This window comes from Sphingobacterium sp. UBA7038 (assembly GCF_002494055.1).
GTDB classification, from domain to species: domain Bacteria; phylum Bacteroidota; class Bacteroidia; order Sphingobacteriales; family Sphingobacteriaceae; genus Sphingobacterium; species Sphingobacterium multivorum.
This window is the reverse complement of sequence record NZ_DLAV01000036.1, coordinates 13,005-31,492: the sequence shown is the minus strand read 5'-3', so window position 1 is coordinate 31,492 and position 18,488 is coordinate 13,005. Positions and strand designations below refer to the sequence as shown.

The 18,488-nt window shown below is 39.3% G+C and carries 20 protein-coding genes and 1 tRNA gene; 11 read left to right on the top strand and 10 right to left on the bottom strand.

Going from position 1 to position 18,488, the window contains the following annotated elements; translation table 11 throughout:
* The first annotated feature begins 19 nt into the window (after window positions 1–19).
* Window positions 20–104: transfer RNA gene (locus B3H30_RS21085), tRNA-Ser, on the top strand.
* Window positions 105–169: 65 nt separating this feature from the next.
* Here the strand turns inward: B3H30_RS21085 and B3H30_RS21080 are convergent.
* A complete protein-coding gene (locus B3H30_RS21080) occupies window positions 170–787 on the bottom strand; it encodes a winged helix-turn-helix domain-containing protein (protein ID WP_236585999.1) in 618 nt (205 codons plus the stop codon).
* Window positions 781–1,059, bottom strand: a complete 279-nt coding sequence (locus B3H30_RS21075; protein ID WP_236585998.1) for a hypothetical protein — start codon at window positions 1,057–1,059, stop codon at window positions 781–783. The genes B3H30_RS21080 and B3H30_RS21075 overlap by 7 nt, the downstream gene beginning before the upstream one ends.
* Before the next feature lie 171 nt (window positions 1,060–1,230).
* Between B3H30_RS21075 and B3H30_RS21070 the strand changes: the two genes are divergently transcribed.
* Both B3H30_RS21070 and B3H30_RS21065 read left to right on the top strand, forming a co-directional pair.
* A complete protein-coding gene (locus tag B3H30_RS21070; protein WP_070566133.1) occupies window positions 1,231–1,773 on the top strand; it encodes a hypothetical protein in 543 nt (180 codons plus the stop codon).
* Window positions 1,774–2,160: 387 nt separating this feature from the next.
* Window positions 2,161–2,697, top strand: a complete 537-nt coding sequence (locus B3H30_RS21065) for an ExbD/TolR family protein (RefSeq protein ID WP_070566193.1) — start codon at window positions 2,161–2,163, stop codon at window positions 2,695–2,697.
* A 188-nt stretch (window positions 2,698–2,885) separates the two neighbouring features.
* Here the strand turns inward: B3H30_RS21065 and B3H30_RS21060 are convergent, their stop codons facing one another.
* Window positions 2,886–3,452 (bottom strand): hypothetical protein, encoded by a 567-nt coding sequence (locus B3H30_RS21060; RefSeq protein ID WP_070566135.1) that lies wholly within the window; start codon window positions 3,450–3,452, stop codon window positions 2,886–2,888.
* Window positions 3,453–3,619: 167 nt separating this feature from the next.
* Between B3H30_RS21060 and B3H30_RS21055 the strand changes: the two genes are divergently transcribed.
* Window positions 3,620–4,033: a group III truncated hemoglobin gene (locus B3H30_RS21055; RefSeq protein ID WP_236585997.1), complete on the top strand. Its 414-nt coding sequence runs from the start codon at window positions 3,620–3,622 to the stop codon at window positions 4,031–4,033.
* A gap of 104 nt (window positions 4,034–4,137) precedes the next feature.
* On the opposite strand, the gene B3H30_RS21050 is transcribed toward B3H30_RS21055, so the two are convergent.
* The 3 genes from B3H30_RS21050 to fbaA all read right to left on the bottom strand — a co-directional run bounded on the left by B3H30_RS21050 (window position 4,138) and on the right by fbaA (window position 6,953).
* On the bottom strand, window positions 4,138–4,806 hold the full coding sequence (locus B3H30_RS21050) for a sterol desaturase family protein (protein ID WP_236585996.1): 669 nt from the start codon (window positions 4,804–4,806) through the stop codon (window positions 4,138–4,140).
* A gap of 234 nt (window positions 4,807–5,040) precedes the next feature.
* Window positions 5,041–5,715 (bottom strand): head GIN domain-containing protein, encoded by a 675-nt coding sequence (locus B3H30_RS21045; protein ID WP_070566137.1) that lies wholly within the window; start codon window positions 5,713–5,715, stop codon window positions 5,041–5,043.
* A gap of 158 nt (window positions 5,716–5,873) precedes the next feature.
* Complete coding sequence (fbaA, locus tag B3H30_RS21040) at window positions 5,874–6,953, bottom strand: class II fructose-bisphosphate aldolase (RefSeq protein WP_070566139.1); 1,080 nt, start codon at window positions 6,951–6,953, stop codon at window positions 5,874–5,876.
* A gap of 328 nt (window positions 6,954–7,281) precedes the next feature.
* Between fbaA and B3H30_RS21035 the strand changes: the two genes are divergently transcribed.
* The 6 genes from B3H30_RS21035 (at window position 7,282) to B3H30_RS21010 (ending at window position 13,344) form a co-directional block, all read left to right on the top strand.
* Window positions 7,282–7,629 (top strand): ArsC family reductase, encoded by a 348-nt coding sequence (locus tag B3H30_RS21035; protein ID WP_070566141.1) that lies wholly within the window; start codon window positions 7,282–7,284, stop codon window positions 7,627–7,629.
* 169 nt (window positions 7,630–7,798) lie between these two features.
* Window positions 7,799–9,745 (top strand): M1 family metallopeptidase, encoded by a 1,947-nt coding sequence (locus B3H30_RS21030; protein WP_239468752.1) that lies wholly within the window; start codon window positions 7,799–7,801, stop codon window positions 9,743–9,745.
* Window positions 9,746–9,866: 121 nt separating this feature from the next.
* Complete coding sequence (locus B3H30_RS21025) at window positions 9,867–10,553, top strand: carboxypeptidase-like regulatory domain-containing protein (protein ID WP_139144990.1); 687 nt, start codon at window positions 9,867–9,869, stop codon at window positions 10,551–10,553.
* A gap of 114 nt (window positions 10,554–10,667) precedes the next feature.
* Window positions 10,668–11,081 carry an Rrf2 family transcriptional regulator gene (locus B3H30_RS21020; RefSeq protein WP_070566147.1) on the top strand — a complete coding sequence of 138 codons (414 nt, stop codon included), beginning with the start codon at window positions 10,668–10,670 and terminating at the stop codon, window positions 11,079–11,081.
* A gap of 7 nt (window positions 11,082–11,088) precedes the next feature.
* Window positions 11,089–11,736, top strand: coding sequence for an NAD(P)-dependent oxidoreductase (locus B3H30_RS21015; protein WP_070566149.1), 648 nt, complete (start codon window positions 11,089–11,091; stop codon window positions 11,734–11,736).
* A gap of 132 nt (window positions 11,737–11,868) precedes the next feature.
* Window positions 11,869–13,344, top strand: coding sequence for an amino acid permease (locus tag B3H30_RS21010; RefSeq protein ID WP_070566151.1), 1,476 nt, complete (start codon window positions 11,869–11,871; stop codon window positions 13,342–13,344).
* A gap of 75 nt (window positions 13,345–13,419) precedes the next feature.
* On the opposite strand, the gene B3H30_RS21005 is transcribed toward B3H30_RS21010, so the two are convergent.
* On the bottom strand, window positions 13,420–13,962 hold the full coding sequence (locus tag B3H30_RS21005) for a DUF1543 domain-containing protein (RefSeq protein WP_046672388.1): 543 nt from the start codon (window positions 13,960–13,962) through the stop codon (window positions 13,420–13,422).
* Between the two features lie 156 nt (window positions 13,963–14,118).
* On the opposite strand from B3H30_RS21005, the gene B3H30_RS21000 reads away from it, so the two are divergent.
* The gene (locus B3H30_RS21000) at window positions 14,119–14,988 is read left to right on the top strand and encodes a serine hydrolase (RefSeq protein WP_070566153.1); all 870 of its coding nucleotides are present in this window, start codon (window positions 14,119–14,121) and stop codon (window positions 14,986–14,988) included.
* 95 nt (window positions 14,989–15,083) lie between these two features.
* Here B3H30_RS21000 and B3H30_RS20995 read toward each other — a convergent pair whose 3' ends face one another.
* The 3 genes from B3H30_RS20995 to lepA all read right to left on the bottom strand — a co-directional run bounded on the left by B3H30_RS20995 (window position 15,084) and on the right by lepA (window position 18,455).
* Window positions 15,084–15,626, bottom strand: a complete 543-nt coding sequence (locus tag B3H30_RS20995; RefSeq protein WP_070566155.1) for a hypothetical protein — start codon at window positions 15,624–15,626, stop codon at window positions 15,084–15,086.
* 86 nt (window positions 15,627–15,712) lie between these two features.
* Entirely contained in the window at window positions 15,713–16,600 is an 888-nt protein-coding gene (locus B3H30_RS20990) for a bifunctional 5,10-methylenetetrahydrofolate dehydrogenase/5,10-methenyltetrahydrofolate cyclohydrolase (RefSeq protein ID WP_046672391.1), read from the bottom strand.
* 64 nt (window positions 16,601–16,664) lie between these two features.
* Window positions 16,665–18,455, bottom strand: a complete 1,791-nt coding sequence (gene lepA / locus B3H30_RS20985; RefSeq protein ID WP_046672392.1) for a translation elongation factor 4 — start codon at window positions 18,453–18,455, stop codon at window positions 16,665–16,667.
* Between the last annotated feature and the right edge of the window lie 33 nt (window positions 18,456–18,488).

Sequence of the window (18,488 nt, the reverse complement as noted above, 5' to 3'; positions counted from 1 at the left end):
AAATTTCTACTTTTGTCGCGGAGAGTTGGCAGAGTGGTCGAATGCGGCGGTCTTGAAAACCGTTAACTGTCACAGGTTCGGGGGTTCGAATCCCTCACTCTCCGCAGAAAAAGCCTTTCAGAAATGAAAGGCTTTTTGCATTTTAGCCCAATCCGTCCCCTTACTCTTCTTAAGAACTAACCTCAAGTTTATATCCTTTACCACGTATAACCGTAATTTTGATAGTCGGATCAAACTCCAATTTTTTTCTAAGTTTTGATATAAACATATCTAGACTGCGCCCGACAATAATTCCCTCATCTTCCCAAATTTCTTTTTGCAGCCGTGTTCGCGCTATCGTTTGATTAGGAGACAAGGCTAAAATATGTAACAAACGGGTTTCCGTTCCAGTGAGATCTATGGTGTTTTCATTAATGATCATTTCTCGCTCCTGCGGATTAAACAAAACGGCCCCAAAGGTTAAAATACTGTTATTTTGATCGTCTAACACAATGCTTCGCCTCCGATCCGATTTCAAAAAAAAGAATCCAGCAAATGCTAAAAACAACACGATACCAAGAAAATAGTTATTCGCTGCTGTATTTATCCCGCTCGGTTTAAATTTAATATTGATCATGTAACATCCTTTAGGTTGCACTCTACCTCTACAAGCAATAATATCATCTTTTTTATTATGGGAAATAGCATATCCATAAGCTACACTCGAATTGCCACAGTTGAGTACATTAACGACATAATCACGGGCAAGAGGATCATTGACCAACAGCCGCTGAATAGTACTCACCATGAGTCTGGTTTAAAGGTGATTTCATTCTCAAACCTGATCTGATATTCATTTTCTTGAATCTTTTCAATCGGAAGCACCCTTGATCTACTGTCACCCGACTGTGTAAGCAGTTCATCCCCTATCCGCCGAAGCAAAACTTCTCTCCTGGCGCTATCAAAATCGTCTGTACCAGTCTTATCAAAAGCGATAAAGGCCATTGCAATAAACAAGAGCATTATCCCGCCATACAAGTACTTCCGGTTCCCTGAGAAAATATTTCGGCTTTCAGACATACGATTTACAATTTATTTACAAAGATTACATCACTATTTACAGTCTAAATCCCACTATATAAGTATCATCAACGTATTTTTGTTACATCACGCTAAAAAGGATACGAGAAAAAAGTTTGAACGGATCTAATTTACTGTGATAAACCGAATCTTCATTAAACTTTTAAAAATATGAAAAAAATTATCTATGTATTGGTCTTACCGCTTGCCATAGGAAGCGGCTTGGCATTTGCCAATCGCGAAATCAAAAATGAAACTTTTAAAAAATCGGCTGCGAAATCACGCACTCGTTCTGAAATGACCGCCGAAAGGAATAAATGGGAAGCGAGTCCTAATGGTATAAAGTTCAAAAAATGGCAAGAATCTCCCGAAGGCATAAAAGTACTTGACAACGCGGCGAAAATAAACAATCAGATAAAGAATTCTGCCGACATAGCCGCAGTTGTAACTTCGCTTTATCTTCCACTAGGAGCACAGTTAGGTTACGGTGTGATGGTTAGAATTAATCGTGAAGACTATATTCTCAGTTTTGGCCTGGAAAATTCCAATGAATTTCAACAATTGCGAAGCTTGAAAGTAAACGACAAAATAACGATAAGGGGTCGTGGTGTCATGTACGCGCCTAAGTATTCGTATCCAATAGTAGCGGGCGACTATGTACAAAGAGATAACAAAATAATTTATAAACGCATACCTAACCAAGACGCTTGCTGAGTAACGTAACAACCACTCCACAAGAAAAGCCTTTCAGCATTGAAGGGCTTTTTTGCAAACACAACTATTTGTACAAAAATTAAAATCACAACGAAAGTAACCTTGTTACTCAAATTAAGTCACCAAACCAACTCGATAAATTTCGACAGCCTAGCAACCGACCTAAATTGGATGAAAGGAAAAATAACAAGCGAATTAAACAAATCTGATCAAAAACGAACAAACCAAAACACCAGGTAAAAAACTGATTACCAACAGTTAAGAAAAAAAACACAGAAAATATCTAAAAAAAACTTCAATTTTTTTTTAAAAAACACTGTGGAATCCATTCTTTTCTGCCATCATTATAAGGAGTAACAACAACGTGTTAACCTAAAGATGACGATCATGGCAGAATTAAATCAAAAAACGCAAGAAACGGGAAAGAAAAAAATAAGAAGCAGGAAAATGGCCCCTAAAGTAGATTTAACAGCGATGGTAGACCTCGCATTTCTTCTCATTACATTTTTTATGTTGACCACAACATTAAATAAACCATCTGCAATGGATATCGCCATGCCAGACAAAACTAAATCAGCTATAGAAAGTTCGGTTCTTATTGATGAAAACCGCACGGCAACTCTTATCCTGGGCGAAGGAAAATTCATGTGGTATCATGGGGATTTCAAAAAACCGATCAGCTCTTCACAAATACCGGTAGATATCGACAAAGGGCTCTCGGCTGTTATTGCACAGTTAAAAGCTAAGATTAGCACCATGCCCAATACAAAGGACATGATTGTATTGATTAAACCTAGCAAAGAAGCGCGCACGAAAGATGTTATTCAAACGATAGACCATTTGAAGGACCAGCATATCGCACGTTACGTAATCAGTAAAACGCAAATCGAAGAAGAAAAGCAATTGCTCGCTGCACTCCAGTAACATTGATTTAAACGATATCTTGTCCATGCTTTGAGATAACCTATTGAATGAGCCTTTCATAGGTAAAATCAATTAGTGATCAAAAAATGCGGAAATGCTTACTATTTGATCAAATATACAATAACAAGTTTACCGAAAGATCATATGATCCATCGATCTTTCGGTAGATTCCAGACGCGTAGCCTATATTATCTTTTATCCAGATTATTCCAATAACGTTCCACATTTTCTTTTACCTCAACCGGTAGGGATGCATAATTGTCCGAAAACGTTGTTTGGCTATAACCATCTGCTTCCTCTGCACGGAGACGGTAAAACTTATTCTTATAAAGAACTAGTCCAATACAGCTTAGCTGCTTTTGCAGGTCATCCTTTGGATGCCTTGAATAGATAAATAATGCATCCAATTTACCATCCCTATCCGCATCAAAAAATGCCTTTCGAGATTCCCAAACCGACGTAACAATCCCTTCTTCGGATATCAATTCATCAGCCACAAGCTGCCACATTCCATCGATCTGCTGAAATTGTTGTACATAAAGTTTATCGGGATCAGCACCCCGTTCCTCTTTTGAAAAAACAATATAATTATCTTCTTTTGGAGTCTGAAGGCGTTCCACTTGTAACACACGCTTCCCCTTAAATGGAAAACCAGAAGACTGAAAATTTTCCTTATTGATCGAAATTGTTGTAACCTGTGCCTCAACAGCATAAAATCCCATCGATAATAGGATTAAAAGAACGTATTTTCCCATATGTTTTTCCCTTAGTATTGAGTCAATTTACTGACAATAAAAGAGAATTACAAAATTTCAACGAGACATCTTTACATCCAAGTGATGCGATTCTCCATAAATGTCACTACATTTAATCCAGATAAACATCATGAAAAAGTTTTTGATCCAGCTATAGGCCTTTATTCATGAGCATAGATCATACGCCGATGAAACAGGATATTCAAACACTCGATGACATTAAAGTATTAGTAGATCAATTCTATACGACGATACGTAAAGATACTTTGCTGGGACCTATTTTTAAGGCACGAATTCAAGACAATTGGGCTATACATCTTGAAAAGATGTATAGTTTCTGGCAGACTATCCTGCTGGATGAACATAGTTATTTCGGCAGCCCTTTTCCACCCCATATCAATTTACCCATTGATGCACAACACTTTGGTCAATGGCTCAATTTATTCGAAGCAACAGTAGATTGCTTATACAGTGGACAAAAGGCCGAAGAGGCCAAATGGCGTGCGCAGAAAATGGCCCAAATGTTTCAGTTCAAACTGGAATACCTGCAGGCTAATCCCAACAAGAAACCCTTGATCTAAAGTTGGCCTACAAAGCCCACTTGATCACATTGATAAATAAAAATTAATCCATAAAAAAAGCCCTTGGAAACTATCCAGGGCTTTTTTAGTTGATGTGATTCAATTTATGCTTTTTCTTCTTTTAAGGAAGTAGATTCTTTTTTGGGTTCCTTTTCTTCGAAACCTGAGCGTAAAATTTCATCCCATAAGGAAGAACTTACTCCAAAGCCTTTTTCGGGATCAGAATAATGATGCAACATATGGTGCTGCTTGATGCGTTTGAAAATGCCGCTTTTAAAATTAGCATGGTGCATCGCATAATGACATTCGTCATAGATCAAATACCCCACCATAAAACCTGAGAAAAAGCAGGCCAGGATAAACTCATTCGAGAAAAACAATGTAAAACCAAGATACACCAAAAGAGCGAGTGGAATACTCGCTGACAATGGCATCACCAAACGCATACGGTCTCTTGGGTAATCATGATGCACACCATGGAAAATAAAAGCAATTCGCTTTCCCCATTCCGTTGTCGGGTGAAAATGAAATACCCAACGATGTAATGCATATTCAAAAGCAGTCCAGAAAGCTAAACCAAAAATAAAATACCCCATGTATGTTAAGAAGGAAACCTCTCCCCAAACTAGCGCTTTATACGAAAAGAACACAACCACGGGTACATAGAAAATCAAAGGTACACTCCAATGCACCTTCGTCAAAGACTCCAAAAAGTCATTCTTGAACATGCGCGTAGATTCCGTAGAATTTGAAACATAATTACGCTTTGCCATAATACTATTTTTATTATTCCCTCACAAAAATAAGTATTTTAAGCACAAATGAAGAAGGTTTCTGATGAGAAAAACAAAATAACTGACCTTTTTAATAAAAAGGTTAAACAATAATCATTACCCCAATAAAGCTAAACCCTTTTTATTTCATCTATAACCTCAAATTTCCACTCTTTTCTATAAAATCAACTAAAATGAACTCGCACTAAAATTGACAAATCCAAGACAGTTTACTTATTTAAAGTTGACTGTTCCTCCGGCCATTTTCTTTTCTACACGTTGTTCTGGTTTTCCATAAACATCAATGACACCGCCACCACGTGTTTTGGTTTCGATGGAATCAGTAACATAAACATTCGCTTTACCACCACCATTAACGGTGACCACCGTGGTGTTCGTCTTAAAATCTTTTCCTTCATATTTACCGCCAAAATTCGAAATGATCTCCTGTTTGTTTGCCTTTCCATACAAAGCGATTGTAGCACCTGAGGTCACTTTTATTTCAGCTGTTTTTACCGCTGTATAGAGATCGACCAGACCACCTTCTGAAGCATATACTTTTAAGTGATCAGCAGCAACTTTATTATTTGTGGTCGCAAATACCTTGGCGCCTTTTTTTGCTTCCACATTGTTCAAACTCTTGTAATACACCTTCACAGAGATATTCCCCCCTTGCAGCATGTTCAACGTATTCATTTTCAAAACCAAGGATCCATTTGTGTTGACCACCTTAACATTCTCGTGATTCTGTCCTTCAAACGTCACCAAGGACTCGTCGGACTTAATCAACTCCACCTGAATCTTGTCTGTCGCTACCACCGAAGAAAAATCGCCAACATTTTGCTTCACCTGCCCAAACCCTATTTGGGCAATTAATAAAAGAATTACACTGACTCCTAAAAATTTCATATTTACTTGACTTTTTATTGTTGTTCGTCAAAAAATAAGCCAATTCCTACTAAGACCAGTATTTTTAACCTATTTTGACATAAAAAAATGCCCCCATAAAGTGTTTAACTTTTTGGGGGCACTAAAGACGTTTTTATAATCTATTTTTTAGCTTATACTTATAGTTTGCTATTGACATCTACTGCATTCAAATCAGCGAATGCTTCTTTCAGACGAGCAACAAACGTTTCTTCACCTTTACGTAACCAAACGCGTGGATCGTAATATTTTTTATTCGGAGAATCAGCTCCTTCAGGATTACCGATTTGACCTTGCAAATAATCGTGGTTTTTCGCTTCATAGGCTCTCACACCATCCCAAAACGCCCATTGCATATCGGTATCAATGTTCATTTTGATTGCACCGTATGAAATCGCTTCTGCAATTTCTTCAGGAGATGAACCAGAACCACCGTGGAATACAAAGTTTACTGGTTTTTCAGCAGTAAGATTATATTTCTCACGAATATATTCTTGTGAATTGTGTAATATAACTGGTTGCAACTTCACATTACCTGGTTTGTAAACACCATGAACGTTACCAAATGCAGCTGCCACTGTAAATTTGTCAGATACTTTAGACAGTTCTTCAAAAGCATAGGCAACCTCTTCCGGCTGAGTATACAGTTTTGAACTATCTACATCCGAGTTGTCAACACCATCTTCTTCACCACCTGTAACACCCAACTCGATCTCCACGGTCATACCAAGTGGTTTCATACGTGCTAAGTATTTAGCTGAAATTTCAATATTTTCTTCAATTGGCTCTTCCGATAAATCCAACATGTGAGAAGAGAACAATGGTTTTCCGTGTTGCTCAAAGAATTTCTCGCCAGCGTCCAACAAACCGTCGATCCAAGGTAAAAGTTTCTTAGCTGCGTGATCTGTATGCAGAATAACCGCTACACCATAATGCTCAGCTAATAAATGAACATGTTGTGCTGCAGATACCGCTCCCAATACACAAGCTTGTAAATTATCGTTGTTCAAGGTTTTACCAGCGTAGAATTGCGCTCCACCATTTGACAATTGAATAATTACAGGAGAATTTACTGCTTTCGCAGTTTCCATAACCGCATTGATAGAGTTTGTTCCGATAATGTTTACCGCAGGCAAAGCAAACTTATGTTTCTTCGCTACCTCAAACAACTCTTGTACTTGATCTCCTGTCAATACACCTTTAAAATCTTTTAGGCTCATATTTCTGTTATTGATTTATTTTAATCTTTCATTATACTTGAAGCTACTAAATTATTAAAAATTATTATTACTTCCTAATTTTTATAGTGTACTAAATACACTATCAATCCATAGGGAATATAGAATCTTAACAAATCATAAACCTCTGATTATTCCTTTGAATAGAATAGTCCACTTGTCCCTATTTTTCCCAATACCATGAACAACAGGATATCCGCAATTATCATTGGATCACAGATAAGGCATCTTGAATGTATTCAGAAATACGAATTATTTTAAATATTGTGTCGAGATTGATTAAATTTGGATTCACCAAATTGTCACTATTATGCTACAGGTATACGGTATCAAAAATTGTAACACAGTAAAAAAAGCACTTACATGGTTGGAAGACAACAATATCCCCTTTCAATTTCATGACTTCAAAAAAGAAGGTGTCAGTGAGGATAAATTAAAAGAATGGGAAACACAGGTAGACTGGCAGGCCTTAGTGAATAAAAAGGGAACTACATGGAAAAAACTATCTCCGGAAACTCAAGAACAAGTCGTAGACAGTAATAGCGCCAATAAGGTGCTTCAGGAAAACACGAGTATGATTAAACGTCCCGTTATTGAATACAATAAAGGCATATTACTTGGTTTTAATGAAACAGAGTACGTAACAAATTTAAAATAGTTCCAGAAAGCTCCCTGGAATGGAGGTCTTAAAAAGCCTCCAATTGTACCAAATACACCTTTAAAGTCCCCCTTTTTCCCTTAACTTTTAAGACGTCGTTTTCGTTTTTTTTGGCTCAATGTACTTTTCATTGTATATTGGAGCAAATAAACATAATTTAAGTAAACGTATGATGAAAAGAATTGCACTGGCTTCTTTAAGCCTTGTTGCGTTGAGCTATGCTTATCCGGCCTTTGCACAGGAGAAAACATCCAATTATAGCTATACTGAGGCCTTTGCACCCTTGTTTTTTAAAAATAATGGTAACGAATATCGTTCCGCAGCCGGAAAACCGGGCCCTGCCTACTGGCAAAATGCAGCCGATTATAAAATTCAGGCTTCCCTGAATGATCAAAATGATCAAATTACAGGAGCTGTTGAGATTACTTATAGTAACAATAGTCCGGACAATATGAACTATCTGTGGTTGCAGTTAGATCAAAATATGTTTTCACAACATGGCCGTGGTCAATTGATCTCCCCCTTGACCGACAGCCGTTACGGTGATGGCAACTCCACTTTTGATGGTGGATATCAGATACAATCGGTTACGGACGTAAACGGAAATACGATCGAACATATTATTGACGATACCCGCATGCAGCTTCGACTTCCGACGGCATTAAAGAGCAAGGGCGGAAAAATAACTTTTAAGATTAAATACCAATACACCGTTCCTAAATATGGAGCTGATCGTACCGGTATACTTGATACAAAAAACGGAAAAATCTATGCCATTGCACAATGGTTCCCAAGACTGTGTGTCTATGACGACATTAGAGGTTGGAATACGCTTCCTTATACAGGACCAGGAGAGTTCTATCGTGAATTCGGAAATTACCAGGTTGAGATCACTACTCCAGCAAACCACATGGTTGTCTTGGGTGGCGAATTGTTAAACCCACAGGAAGTATTTACAGCTGAGCAACTCAAACGATACCAACAGGCACAACGTAGCGATGAAACCGTAATCATCCGCTCCGCCGAAGAAGTTACCGCAAAAAACTCCAGACCTGACAAGAAAACCTTAACCTGGAAATATCAACTTAATAATGCGCAAGACATTGCCTGGGCCTCCTCTACGGCATTTATAGTAGATGGTGCGAAGATCAATCTGCCCAGCGGAAAAAAATCCCTTGCTTTGTCAGCCTATCCAATTGAAAGTAACAGTAACAATGCCTGGGAACGCTCGACAGAATATACAAAAGCCGCAATTGAAATCTATTCAAAAAGCTGGTTTGAATATCCTTACCCTGTAGCGGTCAATGTAGCTTCCAATGTTGGTGGAATGGAATACCCAGCCTTGTCGTTCTGTGGCAATCGGGCCAAAGCAGGTTCACTTTGGGGGGTTACTAACCACGAGTTTGGTCACAATTGGTTCCCAATGATTGTCGCATCCAACGAACGTGAACATGGCTGGATGGATGAAGGGTTCAATACATTTATTAACGAACTCGCTACAAAGGAATTCAATAATGGTGAATATTACCGTAATCAGGCGAGCAGATCCTACATCTTTACTGCCCGTAATCTTGAACCGATCATGAGTACTCCGCAAAACATGAAAGAACGTAATATTGGTGCTTTGGTCTACTATAAGCCAGCTTATGGACTGAAATTATTGCGAAACGAAATCATCGGTCCTGAGCGCTTCGATTACGCTTTTAAAAAATATATCCAAGAATGGGCTTACAAACACCCTACTCCAGAGGATTTCTTCAAAGCCATTGAAAACGGTGCTGGAGAAAACCTAAACTGGTTCTGGCGCGGGTGGTTTGTCAACAACTGGCAAATGGACCAAGGTATAAAATCGGTATCCTATGTCAACAACGAGCCAAAATTTGGCGCACTTGTCACCGTGGAAAATCTCGAAAAATTACCGATGCCAGTTATTATTGAAGCGACAACCGTATCGGGCAAGAAGATCCGAAAAAAACTACCGGTGGAAATCTGGGAAAGAAATGACGTATGGCAATTTAAAATACCCACCACAGAGTCATTGCAATCTGTACAGTTAGATCCTGACATGGTCATGCCGGACAAAAACCCAGACAATAATTCGTGGAAAGCAAATTAGCAGATTTTCAAAATCTATTCGTTATTTTTGGCTAGAGAACGATCATGAACGTACGGCCTAAACAAAACGGCAAATACCCTGTTCATTCATAGATTGAAAATACATAACTATATTTATTCAAATGAAAATCTTACAAACGATTCTAAGCTGCTTACTTATAACGCTAATGGGTGGACATCTTGTTGCACAGGAAAAAACCAAGGGGATTATTATGGAACTTGTCAGCGGTGAGAAAATTGAGGCTGCACAAATTCAAAATTTAAGAACCAAGGCTGAAGTAAAGACCAATGGAGATGGCTCCTTTGCAATTGATGCCAATATTAACGACCACTTGTTAATCAAGGCTGTGGGATATGAACAAGATACTGTTTTCATTTATGATAGCAGCTTACGCAGAATCTATTTGAACAGAGTGAATAATGTTATCGAACTCAATGAGGTTGTCGTAGAACGGATGACAGACAGTAGACTTGCTGCTGAAATCCAACGCGAGAAGACTTTAGGAAAGTATTCCGACGCAAGTCAAAACCGCGGCGGAGTGCGAATTTCGCCGAGCCGTATATTTAGCAAAGAGGGAAAACAGGCACGTTCAAATCACAAACTCCTCGTCGCAGAACTTGAGAAAAGAGCAGTTGATCGAAAATTCACCGAAAATCTGATCAAAGAATTGACTCCGCTCAATGGTTCAGATCTAGCCCTGTTTAAGGAAAGGTTTAGACCTTCCTATAAATTTATTCAAAACAGCAGCCAAGAGACTCTAAAGGTCTATATCATGGATAGCTATAAAAAATTTAACGAGAAAAAATAAAAAAAAACACATTTATCACGTGATTGTCAGAAGGTTTTAAACTGTAATAATTTTTATTTCAGTTTAAAACCTTTTCTGTTACTTTGTGTTATAATTTAGAAAAATCAGCAGAGGATGTTACACAACTTGAGGTTCGCAACAGCATTACACATTATGGTTTTGGCACAGTTAGAAGAGTCGAATCAATGGCTTTCTTCTGAATATATTGCGTCAAGCATCCAGGTCAATGCGAGTGTGGTTCGCAAAGAAATTGCATCTCTCAAAACAGCATCTTTATTGACAAGTAAAGAAGGTAAGGGCGGCGGTATTCGCATAAATCCCGAGAATCCAACGATTACCTTGGCTGATATTTATATTAGCTCCAAGCAAAGCGATTTCGGCGGGAAATTTAACAATCCCAATCCGGCCTGTGTTGTTGGCAAAAATATCAACTCCAAACTCCAGGATCTGTATCAGGAAGTCGACACTGATATTGTACAGCGTTTGGAAAAGATAACCCTAGCTGATTTTAGCAAAACATTTAATTAAAGGAAACATGAAAGTAGCAGTAATTGGATCCACAGGATACGTAGGATCTCATCTCGTAAAAGAATTGGTAGACCGCAACTATGACGTCGTTGCAATCGCCCGCCACACCGAAAATATTCCATCGACTGAAAAAGTAACCAAACTCCAAGTAGATATCAATGATAATAATCAATTGGTTTCTGCTCTAAAAGGTGTTGATGTTGTTGTTTCGGCTTTCAATGCCGGATGGACCAACCCTAATCTTTATGAGGATTTTACAAAAGGTGCATTGGCAATCCAACAGGCTGTTAAGGATGCCGGTATCAATCGTTTCATTGTTATTGGTGGTGCAGGAAGTTTATTGATTGATGGAAATAGACTGGTCGATTCACCGGATTTTCCAAAAGAAATTAAACCTGGGGCTTTAGCTGCAGCAGATTACCTGAAAACCATCCAAAAAGAAGATCAACTTACCTGGACCATGTTTAGTCCTGCTATAGAAATGAATTCCCATGCTGGTGGAACCCGTACAGGAAAATACCGTACAGGCCTTGATGCTCCTGTATTTGACCAGGAAGGTCGATCTAGGTTATCAGTAGAGGATCTTGCTGTAGCAATAGCAGACGAAATTGAGAACAAACAATTCCTCAATAAACGCTTTACAGCAGCATATTAGTACCCAAACAAGCATTTGATTCAGATTTTATTACAAAAGGGAGGAGCAATCTTCCCTTTTTTCATTGAGATCATTTATATTTGACATTAATTAAACAATTAAAAAGCTAAATAATCGTAAAGAATTAATCCTATGCTATTTAAAAAATCGATTCCTCAACTCATTGCTGAAGCAAATGAAAATGGTGAACACACGCTAAAGAGGACACTGTCCAGCTCGGGCCTTATCGCCCTCGGTGTTGGGGCCATCATTGGGGCAGGACTTTTCTCCCTAACAGGAATTGCCGCTGCTGAAAATGCAGGGCCAGCTGTTATCCTATCTTTCATTATCGCAGCAGTAGGCTGTGGGTTCGCAGGTCTTTGTTATGCCGAATTTGCCTCTATGATTCCTGTTGCAGGAAGTGCTTACACGTATTCCTATGCCACAATGGGTGAATTTGTCGCCTGGATTATCGGCTGGGATCTCGTCCTCGAATATGCACTAGCAGGAGCTACAGTAGCCGTCAGCTGGTCCCAATATTTCAACCAGCTCCTGATGATATTCCACATCCAACTCCCCGATATCCTACTCAAAGGCCCTTGGGAAGGTGGCGTGGTTAACTTACCTGCGATCATTATTGTTTGTTTACTCTCGCTATTGCTGATGCGTGGCACACAGGAATCATCCCGTGTAAACAATATTTTGGTAATTCTAAAAGTCGGCGTCGTATTGATTTTTATCGCCTTGGGTTGGAGTTTTATCAATCCTGCAAACCACGATCCATTTATTCCTGTAAATGCAGGTGAAGAGCTTGTAAAAAGTGGGCAACAAAGCTTCTGGTCATTTCTAAAGAGTGATGACTTTGGCCACTTTGGCATCAGCGGTGTATTGCGTGCTGCAGGCGTTGTATTTTTTGCATTCATCGGTTTTGACGCGGTGAGTACAGCTGCCCAAGAAGCAAAAAATCCAAAAAAAGGTATGCCTATAGGTATCATCGGTTCATTAATAATCTGTACACTTTTGTATGTTTTATTCTCCTACGTAATGACCGGAATCGAACATTACACGATGTTTAAGGGGGACGCTAAGCCAGTTGCGACAGCTTTTGCCAGAACAGGCTACCATTTCTTAAATACAGCGTTGATTATTACGATTATTGCAGGATACACTTCAGTTATTCTCGTGATGTTACTTGGTCAGAGCCGCGTATTTTATTCGATGAGTAAGGATGGTTTGCTTCCAAAGATATTCTCAGACTTATCCAAAAGACAGACTCCTTGGAAAACAAACGCTATTTTCATGGTATTCGTCAGTATATTCGCAGGTTTCGTTCCAGTTTCAGACCTTGGCCATATGGTAAGTATCGGTACCTTATTTGCCTTCACCCTCGTATGTGTGGGTATTTTAGTACTACGTAAAACAGACCCCAATTTGGAGCGCCCATTTAAAACACCACTGGTTCCTTTCGTTCCGATCATGGGAATCTTGGTCTGTATTTTAATGATGGCTTCATTGCCAATAGAAAGCTGGGAGCGTTTGGCCGTCTGGCTTGGTATAGGCTTATTGATTTATTTTGTATACGGCAAAAAACATAGTGTCATTAGAAAACAACATCAGAACCAACAATAAGCTGGTTAAACATAAAAAAGGCTTCTTTATAGAGAAGCCTTTTTTATGTTTAAGAAATCGAATAGCGCATTCCCTCTATAACGCGCTCAGTTTAAAATAGCCATTCGCAATGGTATCTTCTTCCAAACCGGTCTTTGGGGTAATTTGAATACTATACTGCTCTTTATCACGAGGTAATAGCAAATCTTCGATCTCATAAATATCATCAACATCCAAACCATACTTATCATCGATGTGTGCCGAACTGTGGTGCTTCCAAAAAACAGTCCGTTTTGCCTTTTCAGTAGCCTTGGCCAAACTCGATGCAACAATAAGCTCTTTGTAATGGAACTCATCAAATTCATTCGGTTTGTATCCCCCTAAATTAACAAAAAACAATTTCACTTCCGAATCAACAGCCTGTCCATTCCCCCTTTCAGTAACCTTAATTTCATATTCCCCGATCTTATGGACAATACGGTAGGCATCAATATGGATTTTACCATCAGCCTCAGGCCAAAAATCTTTAATGGGATCAACAAAATCCTTGAGCTCATTCCCAATGCCAAAGAAAATGTCATGCTGTTCTGTCCGTCTATTTTTCGGCTTACAACCGATCAAAATCATAAATAACTTCATAGTCAAAAACCAGTCTTTCAATGTCCATACTAGAATATCCAGTTTATTTTTCAGCGATGTTTATGCGTACGAATCATGGATATTTCATAACTTAAGCCCTATAAAAAATAAAAATAACTATTATCCACCACATTTAACATACATTATAACTTCACAATGCACAAAATATTCCTATCATTTACGTTACTATTCTTATCATTACTGTCCTTTGGACAAAAAGCCGCTACCGATAAAAAACTCGAATCACAGATAAAACAGCTCATTCAGGGTTTTCAAGGCGATGTTGGCATTTATGTACACCATCTTAAAAAAAATAAAGAAGTCAACATTCAGGGCGACAGCATTTTCCCTACAGCAAGCATTGTCAAAATCCCCATTTTAGTCGGTATCTTTGATAAAATTGAAAAAGGTGAACTACAACTTGATCAGCAACTACTCTACCGTTCGAGTCAACGCTATGGTGGCTCAGGACTTATGCAGTTCTTTAAGGATAGTACACAAGTTGACCTGAAAACCTTGGTCGCACTTATGCTATCGTATAGTGATAATGTAACCAGCATTTGGAATCAAAAGCTAGCAGGAGGAGGTATCGCAATCAATCAATTAATGAGTAGCCTTCAACTGCCCCATACACGTGTCAACTCGCAGACAGAGGGGCGGAAACCGGATTGGGAAAAATATGGTTGGGGCCAGACTACACCAAAAGAAATGGCCGACTTGGTCACACTAATCCGACAAGGCAAAGTTGTGTCCTCAAAATCTTCCGATCAGATGTATCGTTTTATGGGCAACATGTTCTATGACGAGAGAGGGCTATCGCAAATCCCTTCCACTATCAAAACAGCTTCAAAAACAGGCTCTTTAGATGACGTACGCAATGAGGTCATTTTGGTCAATGCGCCGAAAGGAGATTACGTTTTCAGTATTTTCACCAAGAACAACACGGACAAAAGCTGGGGTAAAACAAATGAAGCAGAGGCACTGACCCGTAAGCTCTCCAAATTGTTATGGGATTATTACCAATAAGCGTATTGAAGTCAATATGATAACGATATGATATAAAAAAGGTGGGCACTCAAAAAAGTGCCCACCTTCCCTATCTTTAAAATGAAATACGTCGACTAATTCTTTAACGCTTCACCTACATTTTTTGCTTTCCGGCTAATATCGTCACCTACTTTTTTGGAAGCATCTTTTACATCTTTAGCGGCCTCTTTCGTTCCAGTCGCAACATCATTTGCAACTTTCTTCGTACCGTCAGCGACATCTTTTGCAGCATCCTTTGTTTTATCAACAGCCGTGTTCGTTGCATCCACTGTCGCATCTTTTGCATCTTTCAATCCCTCTTTTACATCCTCACCGGCATTACGTAGCGCAGCCTTGGTTTTTTCCCAGGCAGTATTAGCTTCTTCAGAAGCAGCGCGAGCTTTTTCTTCAGCTGCTTTATCACCTTTTGCGATAGCTTCATCCAGATCCTTTTTTGCTTGTTCTGCTTTCAAACGCGCATTTTCTTCCGCATTTTTTAAATCTGCGATCGCCGCATCTACATGCTCACCGACTGTTTGTGCCGAATCTGTCGCTGTAGTGTCTTTTTTCTCCGAATTGTTGCAAGAAGACATAACCAATGCTCCTGCTACGACTGCTAAAAGTGCAATTTTTTTCATTATAAATTGATTTATGAGTGTAGTTTTCAACGGCTCATCAGAGCGCGCTTACATCAATTTACAACTTCTATGCCAAATAGACAAAATTATTGCTTTGGATAGATCGTTCCTTTCGCAGCTTCGAGCGTATTTTTCAATAAACCAACAATCGTCATCAAACCTACGCCTCCTGGAACAGGTGTAATCCACGAGGCCTTAGGAGCAACATTTTCAAAATCAACATCCCCATATAACTTAAAACCAGATTTCGTTGCTGTAGAAGTTTCTCTATTGATACCCACATCGATCACTACTGCACCGTCTTTAACCATGTCGGCCGTAACAAAATTTTTCTTACCAATTGCTGCAACAACGATGTCGCCTCTCAGAACCTCCGTTTTAAGATCTTTTGTACGACTATGTGTTAATGTCACTGTACAATTACCTGGATTGGAATTACGTGCTAGTAAGATACTCATTGGCGATCCTACGATATTGCTTCTTCCAACCACAACGGCGTGCTTGCCTGCAGTATCGATCTTATAATATTCCAACATCAGCATAATACCATATGGTGTTGCTGGAATAAAACAAGGAAGATTACGTTGCATGCGCCCGAGGTTGATTGGGTGGAAACCATCCACATCTTTGCGGTAATCAATTGCTTCGGTAACTTTATCCGGATCAATATGTTTTGGTAAAGGCAGCTGAACAATCAAACCGTCAATAGACTCATCCTGATTGATTTCTTTGACCTTAGCGATCAATTCATCCTCGGTAATGTTTTCATCATAACGAATGTTTGTTGATTCAAAACCGACCAGTTGACAGTTGCGCATTTTGCTGGCCACATAGGTTTCGCTACCACCATCATTCCCCACAAGGATAGCAACCAGATGAGGTTTGCGGCCAGTCTGTGTCGTAAATTCAGCCGCATCTAACGCAATTTGCTCTTTAATTTTTTCGGAAACTAGTTTACCATCTAATAGATTCATGTTTAGGAGATTTTATTGTATTTAAAAGGAGCCCAAGAGCTCCTTTATTATAGTGTTATTTTGATTAATCTAATTTCAATACCGCCATAAATGCAGATTGCGGAATCTCTACGTTCCCAACCTGACGCATGCGTTTCTTACCTTTCTTCTGTTTCTCCAAAAGCTTACGCTTCCGGGAGATGTCACCACCATAACATTTTGCTGTAACATCTTTACGTAAAGCGGAGATCGTCTCACGTGCGATGATCTTTGCGCCGATTGACGCTTGAATACGAATTTCAAATTGTTGACGTGGTAACAGTTCTTTTAGTTTTTCACAGATCTTTTTACCAAAATCATAGGCGTTACTTCTGTGAATTAACGACGACAGGGCATCTACAGGTTCATCGTTCAATCGGATATCCAATTTGACCAAGTCTGACTTGCGATAACCAATCTGGTGGTAATCAAATGAAGCATAACCTTTAGAGATTGTTTTCAACTTATCATAAAAGTCAAATACAATTTCTCCCATTGGCATTTCAAAAACCAATTCAACACGATCTGACGTCAAATAATGCTGATTCATGATCGTACCACGTTTCTGGATACAAAGAGACATAATTGGTCCTACGAAATCCGATTTCGTAATAATATTAGCTTTGATATAGGGCTCTTCGATTGAATCCAATTTACTTGGATCCGGTAGATCTGAAGGATTATGTACGATCACTTCCTCTTTATCTTTGGTCATATAGGCCTTATAAGATACGTTGGGAACTGTCGTGATAACCGTCATATCAAACTCGCGCTCGAGGCGCTCCTGAATAATCTCCATGTGAAGCATACCCAAGAACCCACAACGGAAGCCGAACCCCAGGGCTGCTGACGACTCTGGTTCAAACACCAAAGAAGCATCGTTCAGCTGCAAACGGTGCATAGATTCACGCAACTCCTCGTAATCTTCCGTATCTACAGGATAAATACCCGCAAAGACCATCGGTTTCACCTCTTCAAACCCTTGGATAGCCTCAGAACAAGGACGATCTTTATGCGTAATGGTATCCCCCACTTTCACTTCACGTGCCTCCTTAATTCCAGAGATAATATAACCAACATCACCGGTCTTAATGACTTCTTTGGGTACTTGATTCAACTTCAGCGTCCCAATTTCATCGGCAAAATATTCTTTCCCAGTGGCAACAAATTTCACGCGGTCGCCTTTACGGATTTCACCATTTTCAACTTTAAAATAAGCCATGATACCACGGAATGAGTTGAAAACAGAGTCAAAAATCAAGGCTTGCAAAGGTCCGTCAGGATCACCCACAGGATGTGGAATACGGTCTACAATAGCTTCCAAAATATCCGGAACCCCAAGACCTGTTTTACCGGATGCAGGAATAATCGCATCACGGTCACCACCGATCAAATCCACAATCTGATCTTTGACTTCTTCTGGCATAGCACCTGGAAGATCCATTTTGTTGAGGATCGGGATAATTTCCAAATCATGTTCCAACGCCAGATATAAATTTGAAATCGTTTGGGCCTGAATACCTTGAGATGCATCAACGATCAATAAAGCGCCCTCGCAGGCAGCAATTGAACGCGACACCTCATAAGAAAAATCCACGTGTCCCGGGGTATCGATCAGGTTCAAGATATATTCCTGACCATCTCTTTTATAATTCATTTGGATGGCGTGACTCTTGATCGTAATACCACGTTCACGTTCCAAATCCATATTATCAAGTAATTGTGCCTGTGCCTCACGCTGACTGATGGTATTGGTATACTCTAAAAGGCGGTCTGCCAAAGTACTTTTGCCATGGTCAATATGCGCAATAATACAGAAATTACGAATGTGCTTCATATAGGATTTTTAAACTCTTTTGCTAAAAGGCAA

What these genes read in the sequence shown, in the direction of transcription:
- B3H30_RS21080 (WP_236585999.1), bottom strand. Translation starts at nt 787, where the DNA reads ATGGTGAGTACTATTCAGCGGCTGTTGGTCAATGATCCTCTTGCCCGT.
- B3H30_RS21075 (WP_236585998.1), bottom strand. Translation starts at nt 1,059, where the DNA reads ATGTCTGAAAGCCGAAATATTTTCTCAGGGAACCGGAAGTACTTGTAT.
- B3H30_RS21070 (WP_070566133.1), top strand. Translation starts at nt 1,231, where the DNA reads ATGAAAAAAATTATCTATGTATTGGTCTTACCGCTTGCCATAGGAAGC.
- B3H30_RS21065 (WP_070566193.1), top strand. Translation starts at nt 2,161, where the DNA reads ATGGCAGAATTAAATCAAAAAACGCAAGAAACGGGAAAGAAAAAAATA.
- B3H30_RS21060 (WP_070566135.1), bottom strand. Translation starts at nt 3,452, where the DNA reads ATGGGAAAATACGTTCTTTTAATCCTATTATCGATGGGATTTTATGCT.
- B3H30_RS21055 (WP_236585997.1), top strand. Translation starts at nt 3,620, where the DNA reads ATGAGCATAGATCATACGCCGATGAAACAGGATATTCAAACACTCGAT.
- B3H30_RS21050 (WP_236585996.1), bottom strand. Translation starts at nt 4,806, where the DNA reads ATGGCAAAGCGTAATTATGTTTCAAATTCTACGGAATCTACGCGCATG.
- B3H30_RS21045 (WP_070566137.1), bottom strand. Translation starts at nt 5,715, where the DNA reads ATGAAATTTTTAGGAGTCAGTGTAATTCTTTTATTAATTGCCCAAATA.
- fbaA (WP_070566139.1), bottom strand. Translation starts at nt 6,953, where the DNA reads ATGAGCCTAAAAGATTTTAAAGGTGTATTGACAGGAGATCAAGTACAA.
- B3H30_RS21035 (WP_070566141.1), top strand. Translation starts at nt 7,282, where the DNA reads ATGCTACAGGTATACGGTATCAAAAATTGTAACACAGTAAAAAAAGCA.
- B3H30_RS21030 (WP_239468752.1), top strand. Translation starts at nt 7,799, where the DNA reads ATGATGAAAAGAATTGCACTGGCTTCTTTAAGCCTTGTTGCGTTGAGC.
- B3H30_RS21025 (WP_139144990.1), top strand. Translation starts at nt 9,867, where the DNA reads ATGAAAATCTTACAAACGATTCTAAGCTGCTTACTTATAACGCTAATG.
- B3H30_RS21020 (WP_070566147.1), top strand. Translation starts at nt 10,668, where the DNA reads ATGTTACACAACTTGAGGTTCGCAACAGCATTACACATTATGGTTTTG.
- B3H30_RS21015 (WP_070566149.1), top strand. Translation starts at nt 11,089, where the DNA reads ATGAAAGTAGCAGTAATTGGATCCACAGGATACGTAGGATCTCATCTC.
- B3H30_RS21010 (WP_070566151.1), top strand. Translation starts at nt 11,869, where the DNA reads ATGCTATTTAAAAAATCGATTCCTCAACTCATTGCTGAAGCAAATGAA.
- B3H30_RS21005 (WP_046672388.1), bottom strand. Translation starts at nt 13,962, where the DNA reads ATGAAGTTATTTATGATTTTGATCGGTTGTAAGCCGAAAAATAGACGG.
- B3H30_RS21000 (WP_070566153.1), top strand. Translation starts at nt 14,119, where the DNA reads ATGCACAAAATATTCCTATCATTTACGTTACTATTCTTATCATTACTG.
- B3H30_RS20995 (WP_070566155.1), bottom strand. Translation starts at nt 15,626, where the DNA reads ATGAAAAAAATTGCACTTTTAGCAGTCGTAGCAGGAGCATTGGTTATG.
- B3H30_RS20990 (WP_046672391.1), bottom strand. Translation starts at nt 16,600, where the DNA reads ATGAATCTATTAGATGGTAAACTAGTTTCCGAAAAAATTAAAGAGCAA.
- lepA (WP_046672392.1), bottom strand. Translation starts at nt 18,455, where the DNA reads ATGAAGCACATTCGTAATTTCTGTATTATTGCGCATATTGACCATGGC.